Below are 23,378 nucleotides of genomic sequence, written 5' to 3' on the forward strand. Positions count from 1 at the left end.
TGCACTCCTTTAAATTTGTTTATACCACAGCTGAATTTATTATATGCTAATTATAGTATTTTAATATAAACAAAAAAAAGCCTTTATTACACTATCATACAAAATGCATAAAGGCTTCGTGTATTACCGAAAAAGTAATTTTATAGACTTAATTCAAACTTGTCATGTATTGCAACTACTGCTTTTTCTGCATCTTTTTCATCAATAAGTACCGAAACTTTAATCTCGGATGTAGAAATCATATGGATGTTGATGCCGGCATCATACAACGCTTCAAACATACGGGATGCTACCCCAGGATTATTTACCATTCCCGCTCCTACAATAGATACCTTTGAAACTTTATCGGAATATTTTACTTCTTTCGCTCCAATAATACCGAGATTTTCATTAATTACATCCAAAGCTGCCTGCAGATGGCTTTTGGAAACTGTAAAACTGATATCTTTTGTATTTTCTCTTCCTATAGATTGAAGAATGATATCCACGTTTATATTCTTCTTGGCTAGTAATGAAAATATTTGAAATGCCTTTCCCGGCTTATCTTCAATACCTATAACAGCTATCCTTGCAACATCGTTATCTCGAGCTACCCCTCTGACAAGCATCTTTTCCACATTACCGACCTCCTTAACAATTGTACCTGGAACTCTTTTGAAACTAGATTTTACTTCAAGGTTCACGTTGTATTTTTTGGCCAATTCTACCGATCTATTATGAAGAACATTTGCTCCAAGGCTTGCTAGTTCAAGCATTTCATCATAAGAAATATCATCGAGTTTTTTTGCGTTTTTTACAATTCTCGGATCTGCCGTGTACACCCCGTCAACATCAGTATATATTTCACACAAATCAGCTTTTAGTGCAGCCGCCAAGGCAACTGCAGTCGTATCGGATCCACCTCTGCCCAGAGTGGTTATATCATCATATTTATTGATACCCTGGAAGCCAGCAACAATGACAATATTCTTTTTATCTAATTCCCTGGTGATTCTCTCAGTATCAACGGTCTTAATTCTGGCATTTGAATGATTACTATTGGTTAACATCCCAATCTGCCATCCTGTAAGTGAAATTACGGGATAGCCCAGCTTTTCAATTGCCATTGCCAAAAGAGCTATCGATATTTGTTCTCCTGTAGATAACAATACATCCATTTCTCGTTTTGATGGATTTTCGTTTATTTCCTTTGCTTTTTCCAGCAGTTCATCGGTAGTATCACCCTGTGCTGAAACTACAACTACTACGGAATGGCCTTCTTTGTAGGTGTCAATAACTCTATTTGCAACATTAAAAATCCTTTCAGCATTAGCAACAGAGCTTCCACCAAATTTCTGAACAATTAAACTCAAGCCCAAAAACCCCCTATCCTCAGTTCTCCTTATTTCGTATTAACTGCCACGCCGGGCGCACCCGGCACAAATAATGATGAAAATATGCTTGATTGCTCAGGGCTTCGACATGGGGACGGTTCGTCTGTCGCATGTGTCTTTCATGCGACAAACGAACCGTCCCCATGTCGCATATCTTTATCTATACCTCTATCTCTATCTTTATCCCCTCATTATCAGGGCTCACAATATCCACTGTCCAATCTTGCATATGCTGCTGTAAATGCATACCCATTTTGCTTCTAAAATGTTCATAATCCTGGTCTAATATTGCAATAAGCGTAGGCCCGGCGCCGCTTAAGAATACCCCTTTTGCACCATATTGCCTGCTGAGCTGGAAGATCTCTTTCATACCCGGAATAAGGCCTTCCCTGTATGGCTGGTGTAATCTATCCTCTATAGCAAAAGTAATATTGTCATAGTTTCCGGTTATAAGCGATGCAGCCATTAGAGCCGCCCTCCCTGTATTATATACTCCATCCTTATGCGGAATATATCCGGGAAGAATATCTCTTGCTTTTTTTGTAGGCAGTGGGAAATTAGGTACAAAGACTGCAAATTTTAGATGATCAGGTAATTCAATCCTTACGTAACGAATATCACTTTTATCCAGTACCGCTACTACCATCCCTCCCAGAATTGCAGGAGTAGAATTATCGGGATGCCCCTCTATCTGTGCTGCCATAAGTATGATTTCTTCTTTGGTCAGCTTATTACCTGTTAATGCATTTGCAGCAAAAAGACCACCTGCAACACAAGCGGAACTGCTTCCCAGGCCTCGGGTAACAGGAATATTATTCTTAAGGTTGATTTTTAAACCTTTAGGATAATACCCGGTTTTATCAAAGACCGCAAGCATAGATTGATATACAAGGTTTTTTTCATTTTTAGGTAAAAAATCTCCCGTAGCATCAAGAATATTTATTTCTAAACCCGAGGGAATTTCCTCTACATCAATAGTATTGTATATTTGCAAGGCCACTCCCATGCAATCAAAGCCTGGACCTATATTTGCACTGGTAGCAGGAACTTTTACAGAAATCATCAAAATCCTCCGGCCTATTCTTTTTCTACCCGAATTACACTGCATACAGCATTTACAAAAGGAACATTATTAATATTATTCAATGCCGCCTGTAATTCTTTTTCTTTCCTTTCCGGTGTTACAAAAGCCACTTCATCTTGAGTTTTCGGATTGTCTATTGAAATAAAATTACAATTTCCAAAAGCCTTGCTTACTGTATTTATAACAGCAGGCTTATCGTCAGTTTTTACCCTGACAAAATAACTGCTAGTGGTTTCTCCAATATCTATCAGAATATCATTGGTGCTCTTAGACCATATAAACCTATTGTTTCTGTCAATATTCTTTACAATATCAATGATGTCTGCTACTACTGCACTGGCTGTAGGAAGCTTCCCTGCTCCCCTGCCGTAGAACATAACATCACCAATTGCATCCCCTTTGACAAGTATCCCATTAAACACATCTTCCACTCCCGCTAAAGGATGGGTTTTTGGAATAATTACCGGGCTTACCCGGGCAAAGATTTTTTCTCCAATTTTTTTACTAACTGCCAGTAATTTTATTACACTGCCCATTTGTTCTGCATACTTTACATCTTCTATACTTATTTTCGTGATCCCTTCAGTATAGATTCTTGTAGAATCTACATGATACCCGAAAGTAAGGGATGAAAGAATTGCTATTTTTCTACAAGCATCATGTCCTTCTACATCAGCTGCAGGATTCCGCTCTGCATAACCTTTTTCCTGGGCATCTTGCAATGCATCCTCAAAACTACGGCCTTCTTTTATCATCTGTGTTAAAATGTAATTTGTTGTTCCGTTTAAAATTCCTACAATTTCAGATATTTGATTGGCTGCAAGGCACTGGTTTAAAGGCCTTATAATAGGTATTCCCCCGCCTACACTTGCTTCAAACAAGTAATTTATGTTTTTTTCTTTGGCAATGTGAAGAAGTTCTGCTCCGTGAGTCGCAACCAGTTCTTTATTTGAAGTAACAACATGTTTTCCGGACAATAAGGCTCTTTTAGTATAGGTATACGCCGGTTCAATTCCCCCCATTACTTCTACCACAATACTCACTTCATCATCATTTAAAATGTCTTCTACATTTTTAGTCAACAAATGCTTTTCCGGACTATCAGGAAAGTCCCGAATATCCAGTATATACTTGACATCTATCTTCTTACCTGCTTTCCGGCTTATACTTTCTGAATTCTTTCGAATTACCTCAACAACCCCTGAACCCACGATTCCAAAACCCATTACAGCAATTTTAACCATATAGAAAATCCCCCTTATTCTCTCGCCAATATATCAATTTTTCTGACACCCTCAATTACTTCCATCTGTGAAACGAGTTCTTCAATGTTCCCTTCCATATTACCTGTCTGAATAGAAATAGTAATATTAGCCACTCCATTTATAGGAATGTTCTGGTTAATTGTTAGAATATTTGCCCTGGCCCTGGCTATAACATTTAAGATATTTGATAAAATGCCTGGTACATCCTCCAGTATGAAAAATAAGGTAATAATCTTACCTTGAGATATTTCATAAAAAGGAAATACACAATCCTTGTACTTGTAATAGGCGCTGCGGCTTATTCCTACTAATTGTACTGCATCATTAATTGTTTTTACCTTCCCGGTCTGCAGAAGCCTTTTAGCCTCAATTACTTTTGCAAAAACCTCTGGCAGCACTGAAGAATCTACCAAAAAATATACAGGTTGTTTATCTATTCTCATATTTGTCCTTCGCTCACGCACAATTGTTTTTAATATGTAGAACATATTAACACAATAATTATTCCCCTTCAACGTTGATTATTAGGTTTTTGAGTAAAATAAAGCACTATTTCTTATTATATCTCTGTATTTTATAAAAATACACCCTTAATCAAAATTAGGGTGTATATTTTTAAAGGAATGCGGCTTTTCTTCCGCTGCGTTAACAGGCTCTAATCCTTTCCGCAACGTTCTTTCCATAATATTCATCAACCAAATTAAATGTACCCCAAAATTATACAATTTTTATCTATCTGCTAGCTATTCAATTTATAATTATGTAATAACTTTTACATTTTTGGAAATAATATTATAATCAATAATATATATGAGGTGATTTACTAAAATGGATTCTACCAAATACAGTCTTGCAGATTTTTATGATATATCTGATATGGATATGGTAGATAGGGCCAGATATTTTTATGAATATCATCAGGATATTCATAAGAAACATCACAACCAGTACCGCAGGGTATCACTCAACGGCTCCGGACCAACCATGAAAATATTGGACCCTTACTCTGGTATTGAGAAGGAAATGATATATATGGCATCTAACGATTATCTTAACCTCACCCGCCATCCAAGAACAATAAAAGCCGGCAGAGCGGCGCTTGAAAAATACGGTACTGGTGCTGGCAGCGTACCTTTGTTAGGTGGAACACTCGATATCCATATTGAACTGGAAAAGCGGGTAGCAGCGTTTAAAGGCTGTGAAGCAGCAATTGTTTACACTAGCGGTTTTGGCTCCAACTGTGGTTCTATTGCAGCATTGTTGCGTGAAAATGACGTAGCGATACTGGACATGCTGGTACATGCCAGCATTATAGATGGATGTAAAGGTACACATGTCGAATATTTCAGGCATAACAATATGGATTCTTTAGAAAAAGTATTACGAAAATGTAAAGATAAATTTAGAACAAAACTGGTAATTGTGGATGGAGTATATTCGATGGATGGAGATATCTCCAAGCTGGACACCATTGTTGAGCTTGCCCATAGCCATGGGGCCTATGTCATGGTAGATGAAGCCCACGCTACTGGTGTAATTGGCAAAAACGGCCGGGGTACTCCTGAGCATTTTAATATTGAAGGTAAAGTAGATATTGTTGCAGGAACCTTCAGTAAAGCCCTGGGTGTAGTAGGAGGATTTATAGCCAGCAGCAAAGAGATTGTTGAATATCTCCATTATTATTCCCGTCCATATATGTTCTCTACGGCCCAAACTCCACAAACTGCTGCTTCTTTAATTGAAGCAATGAATGTAATTGAGGATGAACCTCAGCTAAAGGAAAACCTTTGGAAGAACATTAATTACTTTAAGAAAAGCCTTATTGAGTTAGGATTCAATATCGGCAATAGCGAAACCGCAATCTTTCCGGTCATTGTAGGCCATGATGTAAAAGTTCGCGAAATGTGCAGGGAAATGCATGAGGCAGGGATATATGTAAATGCTGTACAGTACCCTGCAGTATCCCGAAAACTTTCCAGGATACGTATGAGTCTTATGTGTAATCATACTAAACAACACCTGGATAGAGTGCTGGAAGTACTGGAGCATCTTGGAAGAAAGTATGAAATTATCAATAAACCAGCCGCTGAAGAGGTAGAAATAGCGTAACACATGTATTAAGTTCACGGTTCACAGTTCACGGTTCACAGTTTACGGTTCACAGATTTAGGTTTTGCCTTAGTTCCTGTGAGCTATGAACCGTTAGCTGTGAACTTCTTTATCTTTATCTAAATGTGAATTCCCTCTTCCCCAATTTAATATCTTCTGCTATAATACAAGAGAACTTATTGTGTTTGTATGTAGTACGTATGTCCTTATATCAAAAACAAATTATATCATAGTAGGGAGAATTTATTATGAAATATGTTGTAATTTTAGGAGATGGCATGGCTGACAACCCTGTCGTACAGTTGGGTGATAAAACCCCTCTTCAATTTGCTAATATTCCGACGATTGACTATCTAACCAGACATGGAGAGATAGGGCTTGTAAAAACTGTCCCGGATGGAATCCCTCCCGGAAGCGACGCGGCAAACCTTTCTGTAATGGGATACAACCCTTATGAATATTATACCGGTCGCTCACCCCTTGAAGCAGCTAGTATGGGAATAGAATTAACCAATTCTGATATTACCTTTAGATGCAACCTGGTTACTCTTTCCAATGATGAGCCTTATTCAGAAAAAACTATGATTGATTATAGTGCTGATGAAATATCCACTGCTGAAGCCAGAGAAATCATCCTGGAAGTAAACAGGCATCTAAGGACAGATAATATTGAATTTTATCCGGGTGTAAGCTACCGTCATTTGATGGTATGGCATAATGGCCCTTATGAATTTGATTTTACTCCTCCCCATGACATTTTGGAGAAAAAAATAGCTGACTACCTTCCTAAAGGGCCTAATAAAAATATCATTTTACGAATGATGGAAGCAAGCAGCGAATTCCTCAAGAATCATCCTGTTAATCTAAGACGTATAGAAAAAGGTTTACGCCCTGCTAATTCCATCTGGATTTGGGGTGAAGGCAAAAAACCCGCTTTAACCAGCTTCTATGAGAAATATGGTTTAAAAGGTTCTGTGATCTCAGCTGTTGACCTTATCAAAGGTATTGGAATATGCGCCGGATTAAGATCGGTAGAGGTTGAAGGCGCTACAGGAAATATTCATACAAATTTTATTGGAAAAGCTCAAGCTGCTGTTGAAGAGTTAAAAAAAGGGCAGGATTTTGTATATGTGCATATTGAAGCGCCTGATGAATGCGGCCATCGGTATGAAATTGATAATAAAGTCAGGTCTATTGAAATTATCGACCAGCAAGTAGTTAGGTTCATAAAAGAAGAACTGGACCGGATGGGGGAAGATTATAAAATAATGGTACTACCTGATCATCCTACTCCTTTGAATCTTAGAACACATACCTCTGAACCTGTCCCATTCGTGATTTACCAAAACAATGGGAAAGAGGAAAATCCTTTGCTTTCCTATGATGAATTAACCGCACAAAAAACAGGAGTTTATTTTGCAGAAGGTTATAAATTGATGGATTACTTTTTAAACGGAGAAAAATAAAAATGTTTGCACCCATAAAGTATATACTATATAATAAGTATATACTTTATAATTAAATCAATAAGTTATTACAATTTTAGGAGATAAGCATATGAACATACTGCCTAGAACATACATCAATTTTATCTTAATCATTATTACTATTGTCCTTGGAATTTTATTGGGGTATTTTATTTTAACCACGGCATTTAAATGGTTTCTTCCATTTATTATCGCCTATGCCATCGCACATATATCCGACCCGGTGGTTACATTTTTGGAGAAAAAAATTAAAATTCCGCGCAGAATAGCCAGTGCAATCACCATACTTTCTGTGTTATTAATGATAGGTTCCCTGATTACTTTCATTATTTACAGGATTATATATGAAATTAAGCGGCTGGCTGAGCAGCTGCCCACGTTTTTTAACCTAATAACGGAGCAGGTTAGCAATTTATTCAATAAAGGAGTAAGCATATATGTAAATTTGCCTCCTGAAATCTCTTTGTTTGTAGATCAAGTATTTGAGACTATGAAAAATAATTTAAGCAGGTTGCTGGAACCTGCAACGAAAGCTACAACAAGCTTTGCAATTAATTTTGCCACATCGCTGCCATCTATTTTGATATTTATTATCGTACTTTTTATTTCTGCTTATTTTATAAGCAGCGATAAAGAAAAAATTTCCAGGTTTGTAGTAAAACAATTACCTGCTGAGTGGATTTCAAGAATTGTCAGCATCAAAAATGATCTGCTATTTGCCTTATTGGGCTATGTAAAAGCTCAACTTATTCTTATGAGCATCACTTTTGTAGAAGTTTCAATTGGTTTTCTAATTATCGGTGTGGATTATGCAATATTGCTTGCACTGGTAATTAGCTTTATTGACGCGCTGCCTATTCTTGGTACCGGAACAGTTCTGATTCCCTGGGCTATTTTCTCATTAGCCACCGGCAAATATCCTATGGCGCTTTCTCTGGTGATATTGTACGGTATTGTATTACTGGTCAGACAGCTATTGGAACCTAAAATAGTAGGAGGCCAAATAGGCTTATATCCACTGGTAACATTAATGTCCATGTATGTAGGTCTTCAGATTTTCGGAATACTGGGAATGATTTTAGGACCTATCACTATACTGATCATTAGAAATTTGCAAAAAGCAGGATTATTTACATTATGGAAAGACTAGAAAAACAAAAGCAAAATTGCGCTTTTGTTTTTTTGATGTGCTTTTCTAAATTCTTTTCGCTGTTACCACCCTGTTAATTCCAGCCAGGTCCCTTATTATTTCAATACTATTATAACTCCCATTCTGCTCCATTATTTTTGCTACACTGCTGCTTTGATCATGACCTACTTCAAAAGCCAGCAATCCTTCAGGCTTAAGATATTTATATGCCTCAGCTATGATTTTGCGATAGAATTTTAAACCATCTTCTCCCCCATCCAGGGCAAGATGCGGCTCATAGTCTTTCACTTCTTTCTGCAAACTGTCTATTACTTTGCTAGGGATATAAGGCGGATTAGAAACAACTATATCGAGAAGTCCTTCTATCTTATCCTCTGGAAATCCTTCTAAAATATCATGCTGTATAAAAGATATCTTATTGTCCACACCATTTAACCGGGCATTATACCGGGATATTTTCAGCGCTTTTGAAGACACATCTACAGCCCAAAGACGGCTGTTTTTGATGTAGTAGGCCAGGCTCACAGTAATACACCCGGACCCTGCGCCGATATCCATGATATAAACATGCTTTTTATCTTCAATGTCTTTGCACTGATCTACGATGTACTCTACCAGAATTTCCGTATCTCCACGAGGTATCAATACATCAGGGGTAACTTTAAAAGGCAAAGACATAAATTCTTGAGTTTCTGTAATATATTGTAACGGCATTCCTTCTGCTCTTAGCTTCAAAAGCTTGTTATATTGGTTTATAGTATCTTCTTCTAACCTTTTATCTCTGTGTAGCGTTAAATACAATCTATCTACATTTAAAATATGGGATAAAATCAATTGGGCGTCAAGAACAGCATTGTTCTCGACGCCGTGATTTTTTAAATACCGTATTGATTGGTTTAATAGTTCCCTTATGGTTAATTCCATTATCATTTGTCGTCCTCTCTATTTTCTGGTAAAACATTTTTAAGTGCTTCAATTGCTACCTCTATCTGGCTGTCATCAGGTTCACGAGTGGTAAATTTTTGCAGCATCATTCCAGGTTTGCTTATTAAGCAAGTCACCGGATGTTCACTTCTACCGGCAAACTTAATAACCTCATAGGATATTCCTGCAACCAGCGGTAAAAGCAGCAATCTTGATATTAGCCTAATCCATATGTTCTGCCAGGAAATAAACGAAAACATTACGATACTTACCACCATCACGATGAGCAGGAAGCTTGTACCGCAGCGCGGGTGTAAAGTAGTATACTTCCTTACGTTTTCAATAGTAAGTTCTTCATTACGTTCATAACAGTGAATAGTTTTATGCTCTGCCCCATGATACTGGAATACTCTTTGTATATCCTTCATCCTGGAAATTAAAATAATATAGGTTAAAAATATTGATATTCTCAATACTCCTTCAGCAATATTGGCAACAATATGATTTTCCACCAATTTCCTGATAAATCCAACAACAACAGTCGGCAACAGTATGAAAAGCCCTATCCCAAACAAAAGTGCAGTAATTACTGAAAAATAAATAAGTACATCTTGAAGTTTGTCACCAAATAATTTCTCTAAAAATTTATCAAACTTGGATGGCTGCTCTTCCTCTTCCCCCTCCAGTTCATAAAATTCCGCCGAGAACATTAAGGATTTTACCCCTACAATCATTGACTCAAAAAAGGCAACAATTCCCCGCAAGATAGGAGCTTTTAATATTTTGTACTTCATACTTAGAGATTGCACAGGTTTCTTATCTATAGTGATTGAACCGTCAGGTGTTCTTACAGCAATCGCTATACCTTTTGGTCCTCGCATCATAACTCCTTCTATTACAGCTTGACCACCTATGCTTGTACGATGAATTTTTTTATTTTTATCCAATTTGAATACTTCCTCTCCTATTCGTTGTATTTTTATTTTAACAGAATAGGGATATAACTGCAATGATAATATTGCCATTTTCAATGGAAGTGTATATAAATATAAGGTTTCAAACCGAAGTGAAAGTTAAAAACCAAGGTCAGAGAAAAATTCTCTGACCTTTGACTTTTCTTTACCGCAATATTACTGTTATTACTAAATTATTCAGCTTTTAAACCAAATTTCTTTCTGAATTTTTCTACACGTCCTCCAGTATCAACAAGCTTCTGTTTTCCGGTATAGAAAGGATGACACTTTGAACATATTTCAACGTGTATATTCTTTTTTGTAGAACCTGTAGGAATGGTTTCACCACATGCACACTTAATTACAGTTTCCTCGTATTTGGGATGGATTCCTTCTTTCATTTATTTCACCTCTTTCTCAACAAAAGTTCAATAACACTTTTATGTGAAAATGCACTCTTTTTTTGACAACAAAAAGTATTTTACCACAAAACCTCTTTTTTTGCAACTAATATTTTTCCAGTATTACCTATCAAAAGCACTCATAATATTATTTACAAATTCTTCATTTGATTTAGTTGCCATCAAACGATTGATTAGTGTTTCAGTAACCTCAGCAGTTCCCTGGTTGCTCATAGCCTTTCTAATCATCCAGATAGTTTCCAGCTCTTTTTGTGAAAGCAGAAGTTCTTCTTTTCTTGTCCCCGACTTATTAATATCAATTGCCGGGAAGATCCTCTTCTCAGAAAGACGTCTGTCCAAATGTAGTTCCATGTTGCCTGTGCCTTTAAATTCCTCAAAAATAACATCATCCATTCTGCTTCCTGTTTCAATAAGAGCTGTAGCAAGTATTGTAAGACTTCCACCATGCTCAATATTTCTTGCTGCACCAAAAAATCTCTTAGGTTTGTGTAATGCACCAGGGTCCAGACCACCCGACAGCGTCCTTCCTGTTGGAGGGATGGTTAAATTGTATGCTCTTGCCAACCTCGTGATACTATCAAGCAGTATTACTACATCCTTTTTGTGCTCTACTAACCTTTGCGCCCGTTCCAGAACCATTTCAGCAACCTTTATATGATGTTCCGGCACTTCATCAAAAGTGGAGTATATTACTTCACCTTTAATTGACCGCTGCATATCGGTTACTTCTTCTGGACGTTCATCTATTAATAAGACAATCAATTCAATATCGGGATAATTGATAGAGATACTATTGGCTATCTTTTTCAAAAGAATTGTTTTTCCTGCTTTTGGTGGAGCCACAATCATTCCTCTTTGACCTTTACCGATAGGTGCAATTAGGTCAATAAGCCTCATGGCTAACTCTCTAGGACCGGTTTCCAGTGTAATCCTTTGATCAGGATATATCGGTGTCAAGTTTTCAAAGGGTACTCTCTTAGCTGCAACTTCAGGAGAATCACCATTTACTGTTTGTACATATAAGAGTGCCTGAAATTTTTCGCCTTCTTTTGGAATTCTGCCTTTACCAATAATTTTATCTCCTGTTTTCAGGTTGAATCTGCGAATTTGTGATGGAGATACGTAAATATCTTTTGTTCCAGATAGATAGTTATCACTTCTTAAAAATCCATATCCATCGGGAAGTACTTCCAACACTCCTCCCACAGGATCATCACTCTCTATTTTTTCGAAGGCTGCAGGATAATTACTAGGTCTTCTCTGTTCTCTTTGATTTACCTCTGGTTTTTCTTGAGGCCCTGTCTGTTCTACTTCCTCTGTTTCTTCCTTTTCTCCTTGTATTTCTCCTTCTATCTCTTCTTGTTTTTCTTCAGCCCCTACTACTGTGACATCAGCTGCAATTTGTGGTTGCTCAGCAGTTTCTTCATTACCAGGAGCTTCCACAATGGATACTTCATTTGTTTTATCCTGGTCTGCATCTTCTTTTGCAATCTCCACTTTCTTATCTTCTTTTACAACCTCAGTTTTTTTCTCATCCTCAACCGGTTTATCGGTTAAAATTTCTTCTTTTTTCTTACGGCCCCTTCTTGTTGTCTTTCTCATCTCTTGTTCACCAACATCAGCTTCTTTACCGGTCTCTTCTATTGTCGGATCTATAAGAGGTTTTTCATCTTTAACTTGTTCGCTATTTTCAGCATGCTGTAATATCATTTCTATAAGTTCATCTTTTTTAGCTCTGGAAGTTCCCTTTATACCCATCATTTTAGCAATATATCGTAAATCTTCCAAAGTTTTCTTTTTCAAGTCAACAGCCTTATCCATAATTCACCACCTTATTCTACTATACTGTTATAGTTATAACCAACAAAAGGGAAATCCATACTAAGGAGAGTATAAAATAAGTAAAACCTTCCAGATTGAAGGTTTAAAACTATTGATTGCACATACTCAGAGAGGATTATAGGTTATACTTTCGAATGAATTATATCATGTATATAAAGAGGTGTCAATACTCTATTGAGATGGACATACCCCATTTTTTTCTTTTAATAAAATTATCCACAAAAAGAAGCTGAAAATGAGAAGTTATCAGGAGATTTGAGAAATTTGTCCACAGATTTGTAAAAACACGAGAAAAGCCCCCAAATTTATGGTATTGTTAAGATATCGAAAAAAAAACACATAAACCACATAGAAAGGGGCTTTCCTACATGTTTGATTATAGCAAAACAGCATATGATTTGAAAAGAAGTATTTGTAATTTTTGTTCCAGATTGGCTCAGGGTCTCCCTGTTCCCTTTAAGAAATTCTTATCCTGCATGGTCTTTGGCATACTCGCATCCAAGACAGTAATACTGGCTGAAATATCCCGTTCTTTAAATGAGGATATAAAGTTAAAAAAGACTATAGAACGCCTTTCCCGTAACCTTGAAAAATTCTCCTATACTGATGATGTACTTAAGAACCTCTCTTCTGAAGTTAAAAGGTATATTCACCATGATACGCCTATCATTATCGACTTAAGTGATATTGTTAAAAAGTACGGCGTAGTCTTTGAAAATATGGGCAAGATCAGGGATGGAAGCACAAAAGAAACCAATATGGACGGGTACTATCTACTTGAAGCACTTATATATAACCACGGAGACAAGCTTCTTGTCCCAATATATTCAGATTTATTCTCTCCAAGTGAACCGGGATTTAAAAGTGAAAATGAAGAAATCATAAAGTGTTTGGACAAGCTCAGAAGCTTATACGGGACCAAGGGCATTTACACCATGGATAGAGGTATGGACAATGTACTGTTCTTTAATTATTTTGAAAACAACTCTCAAAAGTTTGTCATAAGGCTTAAGAAAAACCGCAATGTCATTTTCAAAGGTAAGGAAATAAATATTGTCGACCTTGTTAAAAAATATAAGGGTAAATATTCAACAATCATAAAGAAAAAGAACGGTAAGCAAAGAAAAATTCAGTTCGGTTTTCTGCCTATAGAGTTGCCTGAGATTACTGGCAAAGTATTTAACCTTGTCTTTGTAAGAGGGTATGCCAGAAAAGGGCTTATGCTTTTAACTAACCTTGATATAAAAGATGGTAAAGACTGTTTAAGACCTATACTTTGCTACATATCCAGATGGAATGTAGAAGAGTTCATAAGATTTAAGAAAAATCAATACAAGCTTGAAGATGTAAGAGTCCAGTCCTATCAAAGGCTTAAAAACATAAACTTTTTATTAACCATGGCAATGAGCTATATTTCTCTTACTTCAAAATCCATAAGTAGCAGGAAGATGATTTTTATTTTGCAGGAGATATCCAAAAGAGTACATGGCATACCACCTTTCCCTTACTACAGTACCGCGGATGGAATTTATGAAGTGCTTAAGAAACACAAAACTGGTATTGCTGAATTTTTGAACTATACAAAAAAGAAGCCCAAATCGCAGCAGCTGAGTCTCTTCGAACTCAGATACTGCAAGAGCTTGCTGGTTTCTTAAATTAAATTTTGGGGTATGTCCATTCTATTGAGAGCTAGGGTGCATAAATTATATATGACCCATTATCTGAAAAATTACCGTCTAGTTTACAGTAGAAGATACTTTTTCACATATGTGATAAATCTTCCAGTAAAAATGGGTATAGTTACCCGATTGTTATATACATTTTTTTACATGGATATTATTTCATACTATTCGTTCACTACTTTTACAACGTCATCCCATTTGTGACTTTCATACTTTGCACGTAATGCAGCTATATACTGTCCACCATTGATACTCCAACGCATTCCCGCCTGTTTCATCCTTTGTCCAATCACCATTTTGTTACCACTTTCTATCGCTCCGCTGCCTATATAATAGCCTTTTTCTTTAAAAGTTTTATAGCGTATTCGCTCTCGGTTGTTTTCCATATATGTTGGAAGATTTACTACATTGTCTGGTAACTTTTTAATCTTAACCTTGTTTACAATTTTAATTGCTTCTTCAATTTCATCATTGTTTACTCTATCCATTACTTCTTTTACCCACCTTTTACGGTTTATCTCATCTTCAGGATATAGTATTTTTGCATACTGATGAACATTCTCACTTAAGTGATAGTAGTCAAGTATCCTTACTGCATCCGGAAATAATTCGTCGCACATGTTCCATATCCACTGTGCTCCATCTCCTATGACAACTACTTCTTTTAGTTTACCGTAACCTGCTCTGGCGGCTGCTGCAAATATTGCCTTTTTAAATTCTGTGACGCTTCCAAAATATGATACATATTCCTTTTTTACAATTTTGATATTATCTTCTCCGCGCTTAATTACATCCTTATCAGTAAACACCAACCCTAACTTCATTTCACGCCAAGTCGTACCGTTTTGCTCTATCCTTGTATTTAACTGCATTCCATCGGTAAATATATATAGCTTCCCGTCTTTTCGCTTAGCCGGTGGTAGTTCTGGTGCTGCTATTTCCGGTTTTTCATAAGCTTGTTGTGCTTTTTCCATCTCTTTTTCAAATACTTTTTTACCAATTTCTTCAGATACAATCTGTATTTGGGTTGGACTTACCTCTACTTTTAATAGCTTTTTCAAAACTTCCGATGCTCTTTCAAAAGATGGAAGCAGTTGTGCTACATAGGTTATCACTTCTACCATTGCCTTTGTAATCCGATGCTTATCATCAATTTCAATAAGTTTATCAATAACACCATAGCCCTTATGACATCTCCTGCAATGAACAATATCTCGTGTAACTGGGATGTGCCCAAACATTGATAATATATTGGTTTGTGAATTTTTCTTTACTGTCATCAGTTTCTTTCCGCAGCTGCAATATTCATCAACTTTAGTTACTACAATATTGGTAAGTAACGCCCCTGCCATACATAGTATCAATTGCGTTACTGCTTTAATTGTTGCGCCTACCATCTTCTCAATACTATTGATGGTTAGCTGTCCCTCGTGCTCTTTTTTTATTGCTTCCTCAACAAAATTCCTTAAAATACCTTCGACTTTTATGAGATTTTGTGTTAAAATCTCATTGGTATTTTTGATCATAGTCTAAGACACCCCTTTTTAAAATTTAATTTACATGGGTATCTTAGACTATTTTTTTGTCTCTTTTCAAATGAAATTCTTTCCTTGGAATATTATTCATCAACTAAATTAAATGCACCCTGAGAGCTATGTGCATATTTTTTAGTTGATGAATATTATGGAAAGAGCGTTGCGGAAAGGCTTAGGCCTGGAATAATATTCATCAACTAAAATCAAATCACCCTTGAGAGCTTAAAACTAAAAAATTAAAAGTCTATAACTTTTGATAAGTTCACGATTCACACATAATTGATATAACTGTGAACCATAAACTTATTTAAAATTTAAAACATTTTTCTTTTTATTAGCGCATAAGTGGCAGCTGTTGTTACAATAAGCGACAAGACTAATGTAAATATAAACGCATAAGGTGATTCCTGCAGCGGCAGCTTTACATTCATACCATAGAAGCTTGCCACCATCGTCGGCAGTGATAAAACAATGGTTACTGATGTTAAAAATTTCATCACAATATTTAAATTATTGGATATCACTGAAGCAAAAGCATCCATTGTACCACTCAATATACTGCTGTATATATTGGACATCTCTATGGCTTGCTTGTTTTCTATCAATACATCTTCCAACAAATCCTGATCTTCCTCATAAAGCTTTATTGTTCTACCACGTAAAATCTTCTCCATCGTAATTTCATTTGCTTTTAAGGACGTAGAAAAATAAACCAAGCTCTTTTCGAGATCCAACAGTTGAATTAACTCTTTATTCTTCATAGACTGATGAAGCTGTTTTTCAACCTCATTGCTTATTCTGTCAATTTGTTTTAAGTATTGCAAAAATCGTGTTGCAACTTTAAAAAGAATTTGAAGTATAAACCTTGTTTTCATGTGTGTAAATACAGACTTAACATTTCCATCGGAGAACTCCTTTATCACAGAATTCTCTTTTAAACATACTGTAATAAGGTTCTTTTCGGTAATAATAATACCAAGTGGTATTGTCGAAAATATTAGTGCATCCTGATCTTTTTCAGCCAGCGGAACGTCGATAATAATAAGTGTCTGATTATCTTCACTTTCAATACGTGATGTTTCCTCATCGTCAAGTGCAGCTCTTAAAAATCCTGCATCTACATTAAGTGTCTGGATAACCATATCTATTTCATTTTCTGCAGGTGCAATTAAATTAATCCAGCATCCATCTTCAATATTATTTACTTTTTGAATTTTTCCATCAATAGTCTTATATATACATAACATCTTAGCTCCTCCCTTGTCATTTCATAATTGCACTCCAAATGCACATTAAAACGCAAGAGTAGCTTTTGACATTATACTTTATCAGCATAGAAATGTTCCATTAATTTTGAATCATATTTATTGTGTTTGATGTCAAAAGATACTCTACACGTAATATGTTATTGCAAGAAAGCATATTACATATTCCCTTCTTATCCCTAAGAATATTATTAGCTATTAATTTGGAATTCGTATGAGGGTCCGCATCCACTTGACATCACCACCATTCTTTTATTAAGAATTAAGAATGAAGAATATGCAGCTAATCTTAAGATTAATATCCCTAAACTTCTCCATTCAAAATTCCCCACATAATAATTGCATTAAAAAAATCCTTCAACAAACGAAGGATCTTATATTAGCAAGCATAATAAAGTATCTCCCCATTCGTTGAGCTTTGGCACTATATAGCATAGAGTAACAACTCAACTGCATTAAGTAAAACCTTAATTCGGTAGTACCTGTTGACCCATTGGCATCTTTCGATGTTTCCGGGCAGCAGCATATATCTATATAGGAGCCTCACCTAACAAGAGAATATTCATTTTCTAATCCAGAATTATTATATCACATCTATGTAAATTTGCAAGAAGCAAATTTTATACGGGGTGCATAAATTATATATGACCCATTATCTGAAAAATTACCGTCTAGTTTACAGTAGAAGATACTTTTTCACATATGTGATAAATCTTCCAGTAAAAATGGGTATAGTTACCCAATTGTTATATACATTTTTTTACATGGATATTATTTCATACTATTCGTTCACTACTTTTACAACGTCATCCCATTTGTGACTTTCATACTTTGCACGTAATGCAGCTATATACTGTCCACCATTGATACTCCAACGCATTCCCGCCTGTTTCATCCTTTGTCCAATCACCATTTTGTTACCACTTTCTATCGCTCCGCTGCCTATATAATAGCCTTTTTCTTTAAAAGTTTTATAGCGTATTCGCTCTCGGTTGTTTTCCATATATGTTGGAAGATTTACTACATTGTCTGGTAACTTTTTAATCTTAACCTTGTTTACAATTTTAATTGCTTCTTCAATTTCATCATTATTTACTCTATCCATTACTTCTTTTACCCACCTTTTACGGTTTATCTCATCTTCAGGATATAGTATTTTTGCATACTGATGAACATTCTCACTTAAGTGATAGTAGTCAAGTATCCTTACTGCATCCGGAAATAATTCGTCGCACATGTTCCATATCCACTGTGCTCCATCTCCTATGACAACTACTTCTTTTAGTTTACCGTAACCTGCTCTGGCGGCTGCTGCAAATATTGCCTTTTTAAATTCTGTGACGCTTCCAAAATATGATACATATTCCTTTTTTACAATTTTGATATTATCTTCTCCGCGCTTAATTACATCCTTATCAGTAAACACCAACCCTAACTTCATTTCACGCCAAGTCGTACCGTTTTGCTCTATCCTTGTATTTAACTGCATTCCATCGGTAAATATATATAGCTTCCCGTCTTTTCGCTTAGCCGGTGGTAGTTCTGGTGCTGCTATTTCCGGTTTTTCATAAGCTTGTTGTGCTTTTTCCATCTCTTTTTCAAATACTTTTTTACCAATTTCTTCAGATACAATCTGTATTTGGGTTGGACTTACCTCTACTTTTAATAGCTTTTTCAAAACTTCCGATGCTCTTTCAAAAGATGGAAGCAGTTGTGCTACATAGGTTATCACTTCTACCATTGCCTTTGTAATCCGATGCTTATCATCAATTTCAATAAGTTTATCAATAACACCATAGCCCTTATGACATCTCCTGCAATGAACAATATCTCGTGTAACTGGGATGTGCCCAAACATTGATAATATATTGGTTTGTGAATTTTTCTTTACTGTGATCAGTTTCTTTCCGCAGCTGCAATATTCATCAACTTTAGTTACTACAATATTGGTAAGTAACGCCCCTGCCATACATAGTATCAATTGCGTTACTGCTTTAATTGTTGCGCCTACCATCTTCTCAATACTATTGATGGTTAGCTGTCCCTCGTGCTCTTTTTTTATTGCTTCCTCAACAAAATTCCTTAAAATACCTTCGACTTTTATGAGATTTTGTGTTAAAATCTCATTGGTATTTTTGATCATAGTCTAAGACACCCCTTTTTAAAATTTAATTTACATGGGTATCTTAGACTATTTTTTTGTCTCTTTTCAAATGAAATTCTTTCCTTGGAATATTATTCATCAACTAAATTAAATGCACCCTTTTATACGGCATTTAATATTTTTTGAAGAATATTATGGGAAGAACGTTGCGGAAAGGATTAGAGCCTGTTAACGCAGCGGAGGAAAAGCCGCATCACTTGCTTGAGCGACAGCGAGTTTGATGCCTTTATTGGGGACATTCCTCGACGAAGGAGAGGTGTGTCCCCTGACCTTAGACGCAAGTTTACAGGCTCTTAGCCTTGTAGCTTAAGTGTAGGAATAATATTCTTCAAAAATAAAATATATACCCATTTTATATTTGATATCTTTTATTTGTATCTTATTCTTCTATAATTTCATCTATCGGTGCTCCAGGCGGTACGATTGGGAATACCTTTTCATCCCTGTCAATCTCACAATTGATTACCACAGGAATATCTGACGCCAGCGCTTCTTTAATTGCATCTTCAACCTCATCATTCCTGGTAATATTAAGCCCTTTCGCTCCATAAGCCTGTGCAAGCTTTACGAAGTCAGTGCCTCTGTCAATGGTTGTAGATGAAAACCGGCTGTCATAGAACAACTCCTGCCATTGTCTTACCATTCCTAAAACATGATTATTGAGTATCACTATAATAATAGGCAGTTTATATTCAACCGCTGTAGCAAGTTCATTACAGTTCATTCTAAAACTTCCGTCTCCTGCAATATTAAAGACTCTTTTAGTTGGCTGGCCGATTTGCGCCCCGATACAAGCACCCAAACCATATCCCATCGTGCCTAAACCTCCCGAAGATATATAAGTCCGGGGCCGGGTATACTTATAATACTGGGCGGCCCATAACTGGTTTTGTCCCACTTCTGTAGTGATAATAGCTTCTCCATTGGTAAGTTCGTCTATCTTCTGCATGATATATTGCGGTTTTAAAGTGCCATTCTTTTGATATGCGAGAGGATATTCTTTTTTCCATCTCTGTATCTTATCGAGCCATTCTGTACGTTCTTTAATTTCAACTTTTCTGCATAATTCCTGCAATATTAATTTCACATTTCCAACCAGAGGATAGTGAACGTTAATATTCTTTCCGATTTCAGCAGGATCTATATCTATATGCATAATCTGCGCATTGGGTGCAAATCTTTTTACATTGCTGATTACCCTATCACTAAATCTTGCACCAATTGCTATAAATAAATCACAATTTGATACTGCAAGGTTAGAGGTTTTTGTCCCGTGCATACCGACCAGACCGGTATATAAGGGATGTGTTGCCGGAAATCCTCCCAAACCCATTAAAGTTGTTGCAACCGGAATATTAGCTTTGCTTACCAGCTCCAGCAGCTCTTCACAGGCATCTGCAATCCCAATACCGCCACCGGCAAGAATAATAGGTTGTTGTGCTCTATTGATGACATCTGCAGCCTGTTGAAGCTCTAGCTGATTGACTCCAATAGGTACTGCCCTGGGTTGTGCTGCCTTTACCGGTTCATATTCGGTTACGGCAGCCGTTACATCCTTGCATATATCTACCAGCACCGGCCCCGGTCTTCCCTCTTTTGCAATAACGAATGCTTTCCTTATTATCGGTGCCAGGTCATTTACATCTTTTACAATGTAATTATGTTTTGTAATGGGCGCAGTAATCCCTGTTATATCTACTTCCTGAAAAGAATCTTTACCTAGCAAGGATGTAGGTACCTGTCCTGTAAATGCTACAATCGGGACAGAGTCCATGTATGCTGTGGCAATACCTGTCACAAGGTTTGTCGCTCCCGGACCCGATGTAGCCAGGCATACACCTACTTTGCCGGTAGCCCTTGCATACCCATCCGCAGCGTGAGCTGCTCCCTGTTCATGGGAGGTAAGAATATGTCTGATCTTATCCCTATGTTTATATAAAGCATCATATATATTAAGAACAGCCCCTCCCGGATACCCGAAAATAGTATCCACGCCCTGTTCCTTAAGACACTCTACAAAAATTTCTGCACCTGTTAATTTCAATAGTTAACACCTCCAACTTTTTGAATTGAGAAAGACTCGATTCTTAATTCTTTAATACTGCTCCCGTAGAAGCAGAAGTTACCAATTTTGCATATCTTGCTAAATATCCTTTCTTAACTTTTGGTTCCGGCGCTTTCCATTCGGCAAGTCTGCGGTTAATTTCTTCCTGGGAAAGTTCAACCTCTAATTTGCCTTTCGGAATATTGATGTTAATGATATCTCCTTCTCTAATGACAGCAATAGGTCCGCCTTCCATCGCCTCGGGGGATACATGTCCTATCGATGCACCTCTGGTAGCTCCGGAGAAACGGCCGTCCGTAATAAGAGCTACATCTTTATCCAAGCCCATTCCACATATTGCCGATGTCGGAGATAACATTTCCCTCATGCCCGGACCACCTTTCGGTCCCTCATACCGAATCACTACAACATCACCTTTTTTGATTTCTCCGCCGTGAATTGCCTTGATAACTGATTCTTCCGATTCAAAAACTCTGGCAGGCCCTCTATGGACAAGCATTTCCTGCGCCACTGCGGAGCGTTTTACCACTGCACCATCCGGAGCCAAATTCCCTCGCAGAACAGCTATTCCTCCTGTTGTGCTGTATGGTTTGTCAATAGGCTTTATAATATTATAATCTCTGACTTTCGCATTCTTTATATTCTCTCCTACGGTCTTTCCTGTAACTGTAGGCAAATCAAGATGTAATAAATCTTTTTTACTTAGCTCATTCATGACTGCCTGCACTCCTCCGGCTTGATAGAGATCCTGTATATGATGAGGACCAGCCGGTGCCAGTTTGCATAAATTAGGAGTTTTACTGCTGATTTCATTTGCAATATCAAGATTTATTTCTACCCCGGCCTCATGAGCTATTGCCGGCAGATGAAGCATGGAATTGGTCGAACATCCCAGAGCCATATCTACTGTAAGAGCATTTTCAAAGGCTTTTGGAGTAAGTATATCACTCGACTTAATTCCTTTATTAAGAAGCTCCATAATCTTCATTCCCGCCATCTTTGCCAGTCGTATTCTTTCAGCATACACTGCCGGGATAGTACCATTACCAGGTAAAGCCAAGCCTAGAACCTCACTCAAACAGTTCATAGAATTCGCAGTAAACATTCCTGAACAGGAACCACATCCCGGACATGCATTATCTTCAACCTCCAATAGTTCTTCATCACTCATCCTGCCTACTTTAACCGCGCCAACAGCTTCAAATACACTATTTAAATCCAAATCCCTGTCGCCTTTTCTTAATGACAACATTGGCCCTCCACTAATAACAATGGCAGGAATATCCAGTCTCGCTGCCGCCATCAACATACCCGGTACGATTTTATCACAGTTTGGTATAAGTACCAGGGCATCCAAGCCGTGAGCAATTGTCATAGCTTCTATGGAATCTGCAATAAGCTCCCGGGAAGCCAATGAGTATTTCATTCCGATATGTCCCATTGCAATACCGTCACACACCCCGATAGCCGGGAACTCTAACGGTGTCCCGCCAGCCATTCTAATACCAGCTTTAACAGCCTCTGCTATTTTATCAAGGTGAATATGACCTGGAATAACCTCATTCTGTGCATTTACTACACCAATCAGTGGACGGTTAATCTCTTCATCTGTTAATCCCATTGCTTTAAAAAGCGATCTATGCGGTGCTTTTTCCAATCCTTTTTTTACACTATCACTTCTCAAAATCTTCAACCCCTTTGCTTTAAGCATACATTAATAACTATATAAGTATTACTAAGTACTTTACATTGTCTATTTTAGTTCACAGTTCACGGTTCACAGGATTTTCTTGGCTAATTTCTGTGAACTGAGAACTGTGAACCGTGAACAAAATAACAATAATGTAACATACTTAGTGTTATTTATATATTTTTAATTATTAACATAGCCGAACCTATAGGTTCGGCTACAAAATATCAAGTTTTGCAGTTTGATCGAGTTACAGATATAATTGAAGCAAACCAAAATAATAAATTTCTACGAACTCCAAACTCCGAACTCCTAACTATTTTATTAAATATAATTTTACTCATTTTACTCTTATATGTCCAGCTTTA

17 protein-coding genes and 1 riboswitch are annotated in these 23,378 nt (G+C 36.9%); of the genes, 4 read left to right on the forward strand and 13 right to left on the reverse strand.

Annotation, left to right across the window (positions count from 1 at the left end):
• Positions 1-140 precede the first annotated feature (140 nt).
• The 4 genes from CIB29_RS08570 to CIB29_RS08585 form a co-directional block, all read right to left on the reverse strand.
• On the reverse strand, positions 141-1,352 hold the full coding sequence (locus tag CIB29_RS08570; protein ID WP_094548735.1) for an aspartate kinase: 1,212 nt from the start codon (positions 1,350-1,352) through the stop codon (positions 141-143).
• 181 nt (positions 1,353-1,533) lie between these two features.
• On the reverse strand, positions 1,534-2,436 hold the full coding sequence (thrB, locus tag CIB29_RS08575; RefSeq protein ID WP_094548737.1) for a homoserine kinase: 903 nt from the start codon (positions 2,434-2,436) through the stop codon (positions 1,534-1,536).
• Between the two features lie 14 nt (positions 2,437-2,450).
• On the reverse strand, positions 2,451-3,701 hold the full coding sequence (locus CIB29_RS08580; RefSeq protein ID WP_094548739.1) for a homoserine dehydrogenase: 1,251 nt from the start codon (positions 3,699-3,701) through the stop codon (positions 2,451-2,453).
• A 14-nt stretch (positions 3,702-3,715) separates the two neighbouring features.
• Positions 3,716-4,165 (reverse strand): ACT domain-containing protein, encoded by a 450-nt coding sequence (locus CIB29_RS08585; protein WP_198543822.1) that lies wholly within the window; start codon positions 4,163-4,165, stop codon positions 3,716-3,718.
• Between the two features lie 385 nt (positions 4,166-4,550).
• On the opposite strand from CIB29_RS08585, the gene CIB29_RS08590 reads away from it, so the two are divergent.
• The 3 genes from CIB29_RS08590 to ytvI all read left to right on the forward strand — a co-directional run bounded on the left by CIB29_RS08590 (position 4,551) and on the right by ytvI (position 8,468).
• Positions 4,551-5,831 carry an aminotransferase class I/II-fold pyridoxal phosphate-dependent enzyme gene (locus CIB29_RS08590; RefSeq protein WP_094548741.1) on the forward strand — a complete coding sequence of 427 codons (1,281 nt, stop codon included), beginning with the start codon at positions 4,551-4,553 and terminating at the stop codon, positions 5,829-5,831.
• A gap of 248 nt (positions 5,832-6,079) precedes the next feature.
• Positions 6,080-7,297 carry a cofactor-independent phosphoglycerate mutase gene (locus CIB29_RS08595; protein WP_094548743.1) on the forward strand — a complete coding sequence of 406 codons (1,218 nt, stop codon included), beginning with the start codon at positions 6,080-6,082 and terminating at the stop codon, positions 7,295-7,297.
• 91 nt (positions 7,298-7,388) lie between these two features.
• The gene (gene ytvI / locus CIB29_RS08600; RefSeq protein ID WP_094548745.1) at positions 7,389-8,468 is read left to right on the forward strand and encodes a sporulation integral membrane protein YtvI; all 1,080 of its coding nucleotides are present in this window, start codon (positions 7,389-7,391) and stop codon (positions 8,466-8,468) included.
• A 45-nt stretch (positions 8,469-8,513) separates the two neighbouring features.
• On the opposite strand, the gene prmC is transcribed toward ytvI, so the two are convergent.
• The 4 genes from prmC to rho all read right to left on the reverse strand — a co-directional run bounded on the left by prmC (position 8,514) and on the right by rho (position 12,588).
• Complete coding sequence (prmC, locus tag CIB29_RS08605) at positions 8,514-9,398, reverse strand: peptide chain release factor N(5)-glutamine methyltransferase (protein WP_242965123.1); 885 nt, start codon at positions 9,396-9,398, stop codon at positions 8,514-8,516.
• Positions 9,395-10,339, reverse strand: coding sequence for a DUF1385 domain-containing protein (locus CIB29_RS08610; protein ID WP_479724520.1), 945 nt, complete (start codon positions 10,337-10,339; stop codon positions 9,395-9,397). Before CIB29_RS08610 ends, prmC begins: the two co-directional genes overlap by 4 nt.
• A 200-nt stretch (positions 10,340-10,539) precedes the next feature.
• Positions 10,540-10,746 carry a 50S ribosomal protein L31 gene (gene rpmE / locus CIB29_RS08615; RefSeq protein ID WP_094548747.1) on the reverse strand — a complete coding sequence of 69 codons (207 nt, stop codon included), beginning with the start codon at positions 10,744-10,746 and terminating at the stop codon, positions 10,540-10,542.
• 123 nt (positions 10,747-10,869) lie between these two features.
• Positions 10,870-12,588, reverse strand: coding sequence for a transcription termination factor Rho (gene rho, locus CIB29_RS08620; protein WP_094548750.1), 1,719 nt, complete (start codon positions 12,586-12,588; stop codon positions 10,870-10,872).
• Between the two features lie 389 nt (positions 12,589-12,977).
• Here rho and CIB29_RS08625 point away from each other — a divergent pair, with 389 nt between their 5' ends.
• On the forward strand, positions 12,978-14,264 hold the full coding sequence (locus tag CIB29_RS08625) for a transposase (RefSeq protein ID WP_094546734.1): 1,287 nt from the start codon (positions 12,978-12,980) through the stop codon (positions 14,262-14,264).
• Between the two features lie 191 nt (positions 14,265-14,455).
• On the opposite strand, the gene CIB29_RS08630 is transcribed toward CIB29_RS08625, so the two are convergent.
• The 5 genes from CIB29_RS08630 to ilvD all read right to left on the reverse strand — a co-directional run bounded on the left by CIB29_RS08630 (position 14,456) and on the right by ilvD (position 23,004).
• Entirely contained in the window at positions 14,456-15,817 is a 1,362-nt protein-coding gene (locus CIB29_RS08630) for an ISKra4 family transposase (RefSeq protein WP_094548752.1), read from the reverse strand.
• 323 nt (positions 15,818-16,140) lie between these two features.
• Complete coding sequence (locus CIB29_RS08635) at positions 16,141-17,073, reverse strand: magnesium transporter CorA family protein (RefSeq protein ID WP_094548754.1); 933 nt, start codon at positions 17,071-17,073, stop codon at positions 16,141-16,143.
• Between the two features lie 413 nt (positions 17,074-17,486).
• Positions 17,487-17,653: riboswitch (M-box (ykoK) riboswitch) on the reverse strand.
• Positions 17,654-17,872: 219 nt separating this feature from the next.
• The gene (locus CIB29_RS08640; RefSeq protein WP_094548756.1) at positions 17,873-19,234 is read right to left on the reverse strand and encodes an ISKra4 family transposase; all 1,362 of its coding nucleotides are present in this window, start codon (positions 19,232-19,234) and stop codon (positions 17,873-17,875) included.
• 400 nt (positions 19,235-19,634) lie between these two features.
• Complete coding sequence (gene ilvB, locus CIB29_RS08645; protein ID WP_094548758.1) at positions 19,635-21,299, reverse strand: biosynthetic-type acetolactate synthase large subunit; 1,665 nt, start codon at positions 21,297-21,299, stop codon at positions 19,635-19,637.
• Between the two features lie 43 nt (positions 21,300-21,342).
• Complete coding sequence (ilvD, locus tag CIB29_RS08650) at positions 21,343-23,004, reverse strand: dihydroxy-acid dehydratase (RefSeq protein ID WP_094548760.1); 1,662 nt, start codon at positions 23,002-23,004, stop codon at positions 21,343-21,345.
• Positions 23,005-23,378 lie beyond the last annotated feature (374 nt).

This window comes from Petroclostridium xylanilyticum, from assembly GCF_002252565.1.
GTDB lineage: Bacteria > Bacillota > Clostridia > SK-Y3 > SK-Y3 > Petroclostridium > Petroclostridium xylanilyticum.

What these genes read in the sequence shown, in the direction of transcription:
- rho (WP_094548750.1), bottom strand. Translation starts at nt 12,588, where the DNA reads ATGGATAAGGCTGTTGACTTGAAAAAGAAAACTTTGGAAGATTTACGA.
- CIB29_RS08625 (WP_094546734.1), top strand. Translation starts at nt 12,978, where the DNA reads ATGTTTGATTATAGCAAAACAGCATATGATTTGAAAAGAAGTATTTGT.
- thrB (WP_094548737.1), bottom strand. Translation starts at nt 2,436, where the DNA reads ATGATTTCTGTAAAAGTTCCTGCTACCAGTGCAAATATAGGTCCAGGC.
- CIB29_RS08590 (WP_094548741.1), top strand. Translation starts at nt 4,551, where the DNA reads ATGGATTCTACCAAATACAGTCTTGCAGATTTTTATGATATATCTGAT.
- CIB29_RS08630 (WP_094548752.1), bottom strand. Translation starts at nt 15,817, where the DNA reads ATGATCAAAAATACCAATGAGATTTTAACACAAAATCTCATAAAAGTC.
- CIB29_RS08580 (WP_094548739.1), bottom strand. Translation starts at nt 3,701, where the DNA reads ATGGTTAAAATTGCTGTAATGGGTTTTGGAATCGTGGGTTCAGGGGTT.
- CIB29_RS08640 (WP_094548756.1), bottom strand. Translation starts at nt 19,234, where the DNA reads ATGATCAAAAATACCAATGAGATTTTAACACAAAATCTCATAAAAGTC.
- CIB29_RS08585 (WP_198543822.1), bottom strand. Translation starts at nt 4,165, where the DNA reads ATGAGAATAGATAAACAACCTGTATATTTTTTGGTAGATTCTTCAGTG.
- CIB29_RS08595 (WP_094548743.1), top strand. Translation starts at nt 6,080, where the DNA reads ATGAAATATGTTGTAATTTTAGGAGATGGCATGGCTGACAACCCTGTC.
- CIB29_RS08635 (WP_094548754.1), bottom strand. Translation starts at nt 17,073, where the DNA reads ATGTTATGTATATATAAGACTATTGATGGAAAAATTCAAAAAGTAAAT.
- ytvI (WP_094548745.1), top strand. Translation starts at nt 7,389, where the DNA reads ATGAACATACTGCCTAGAACATACATCAATTTTATCTTAATCATTATT.
- rpmE (WP_094548747.1), bottom strand. Translation starts at nt 10,746, where the DNA reads ATGAAAGAAGGAATCCATCCCAAATACGAGGAAACTGTAATTAAGTGT.
- prmC (WP_242965123.1), bottom strand. Translation starts at nt 9,398, where the DNA reads ATGATAATGGAATTAACCATAAGGGAACTATTAAACCAATCAATACGG.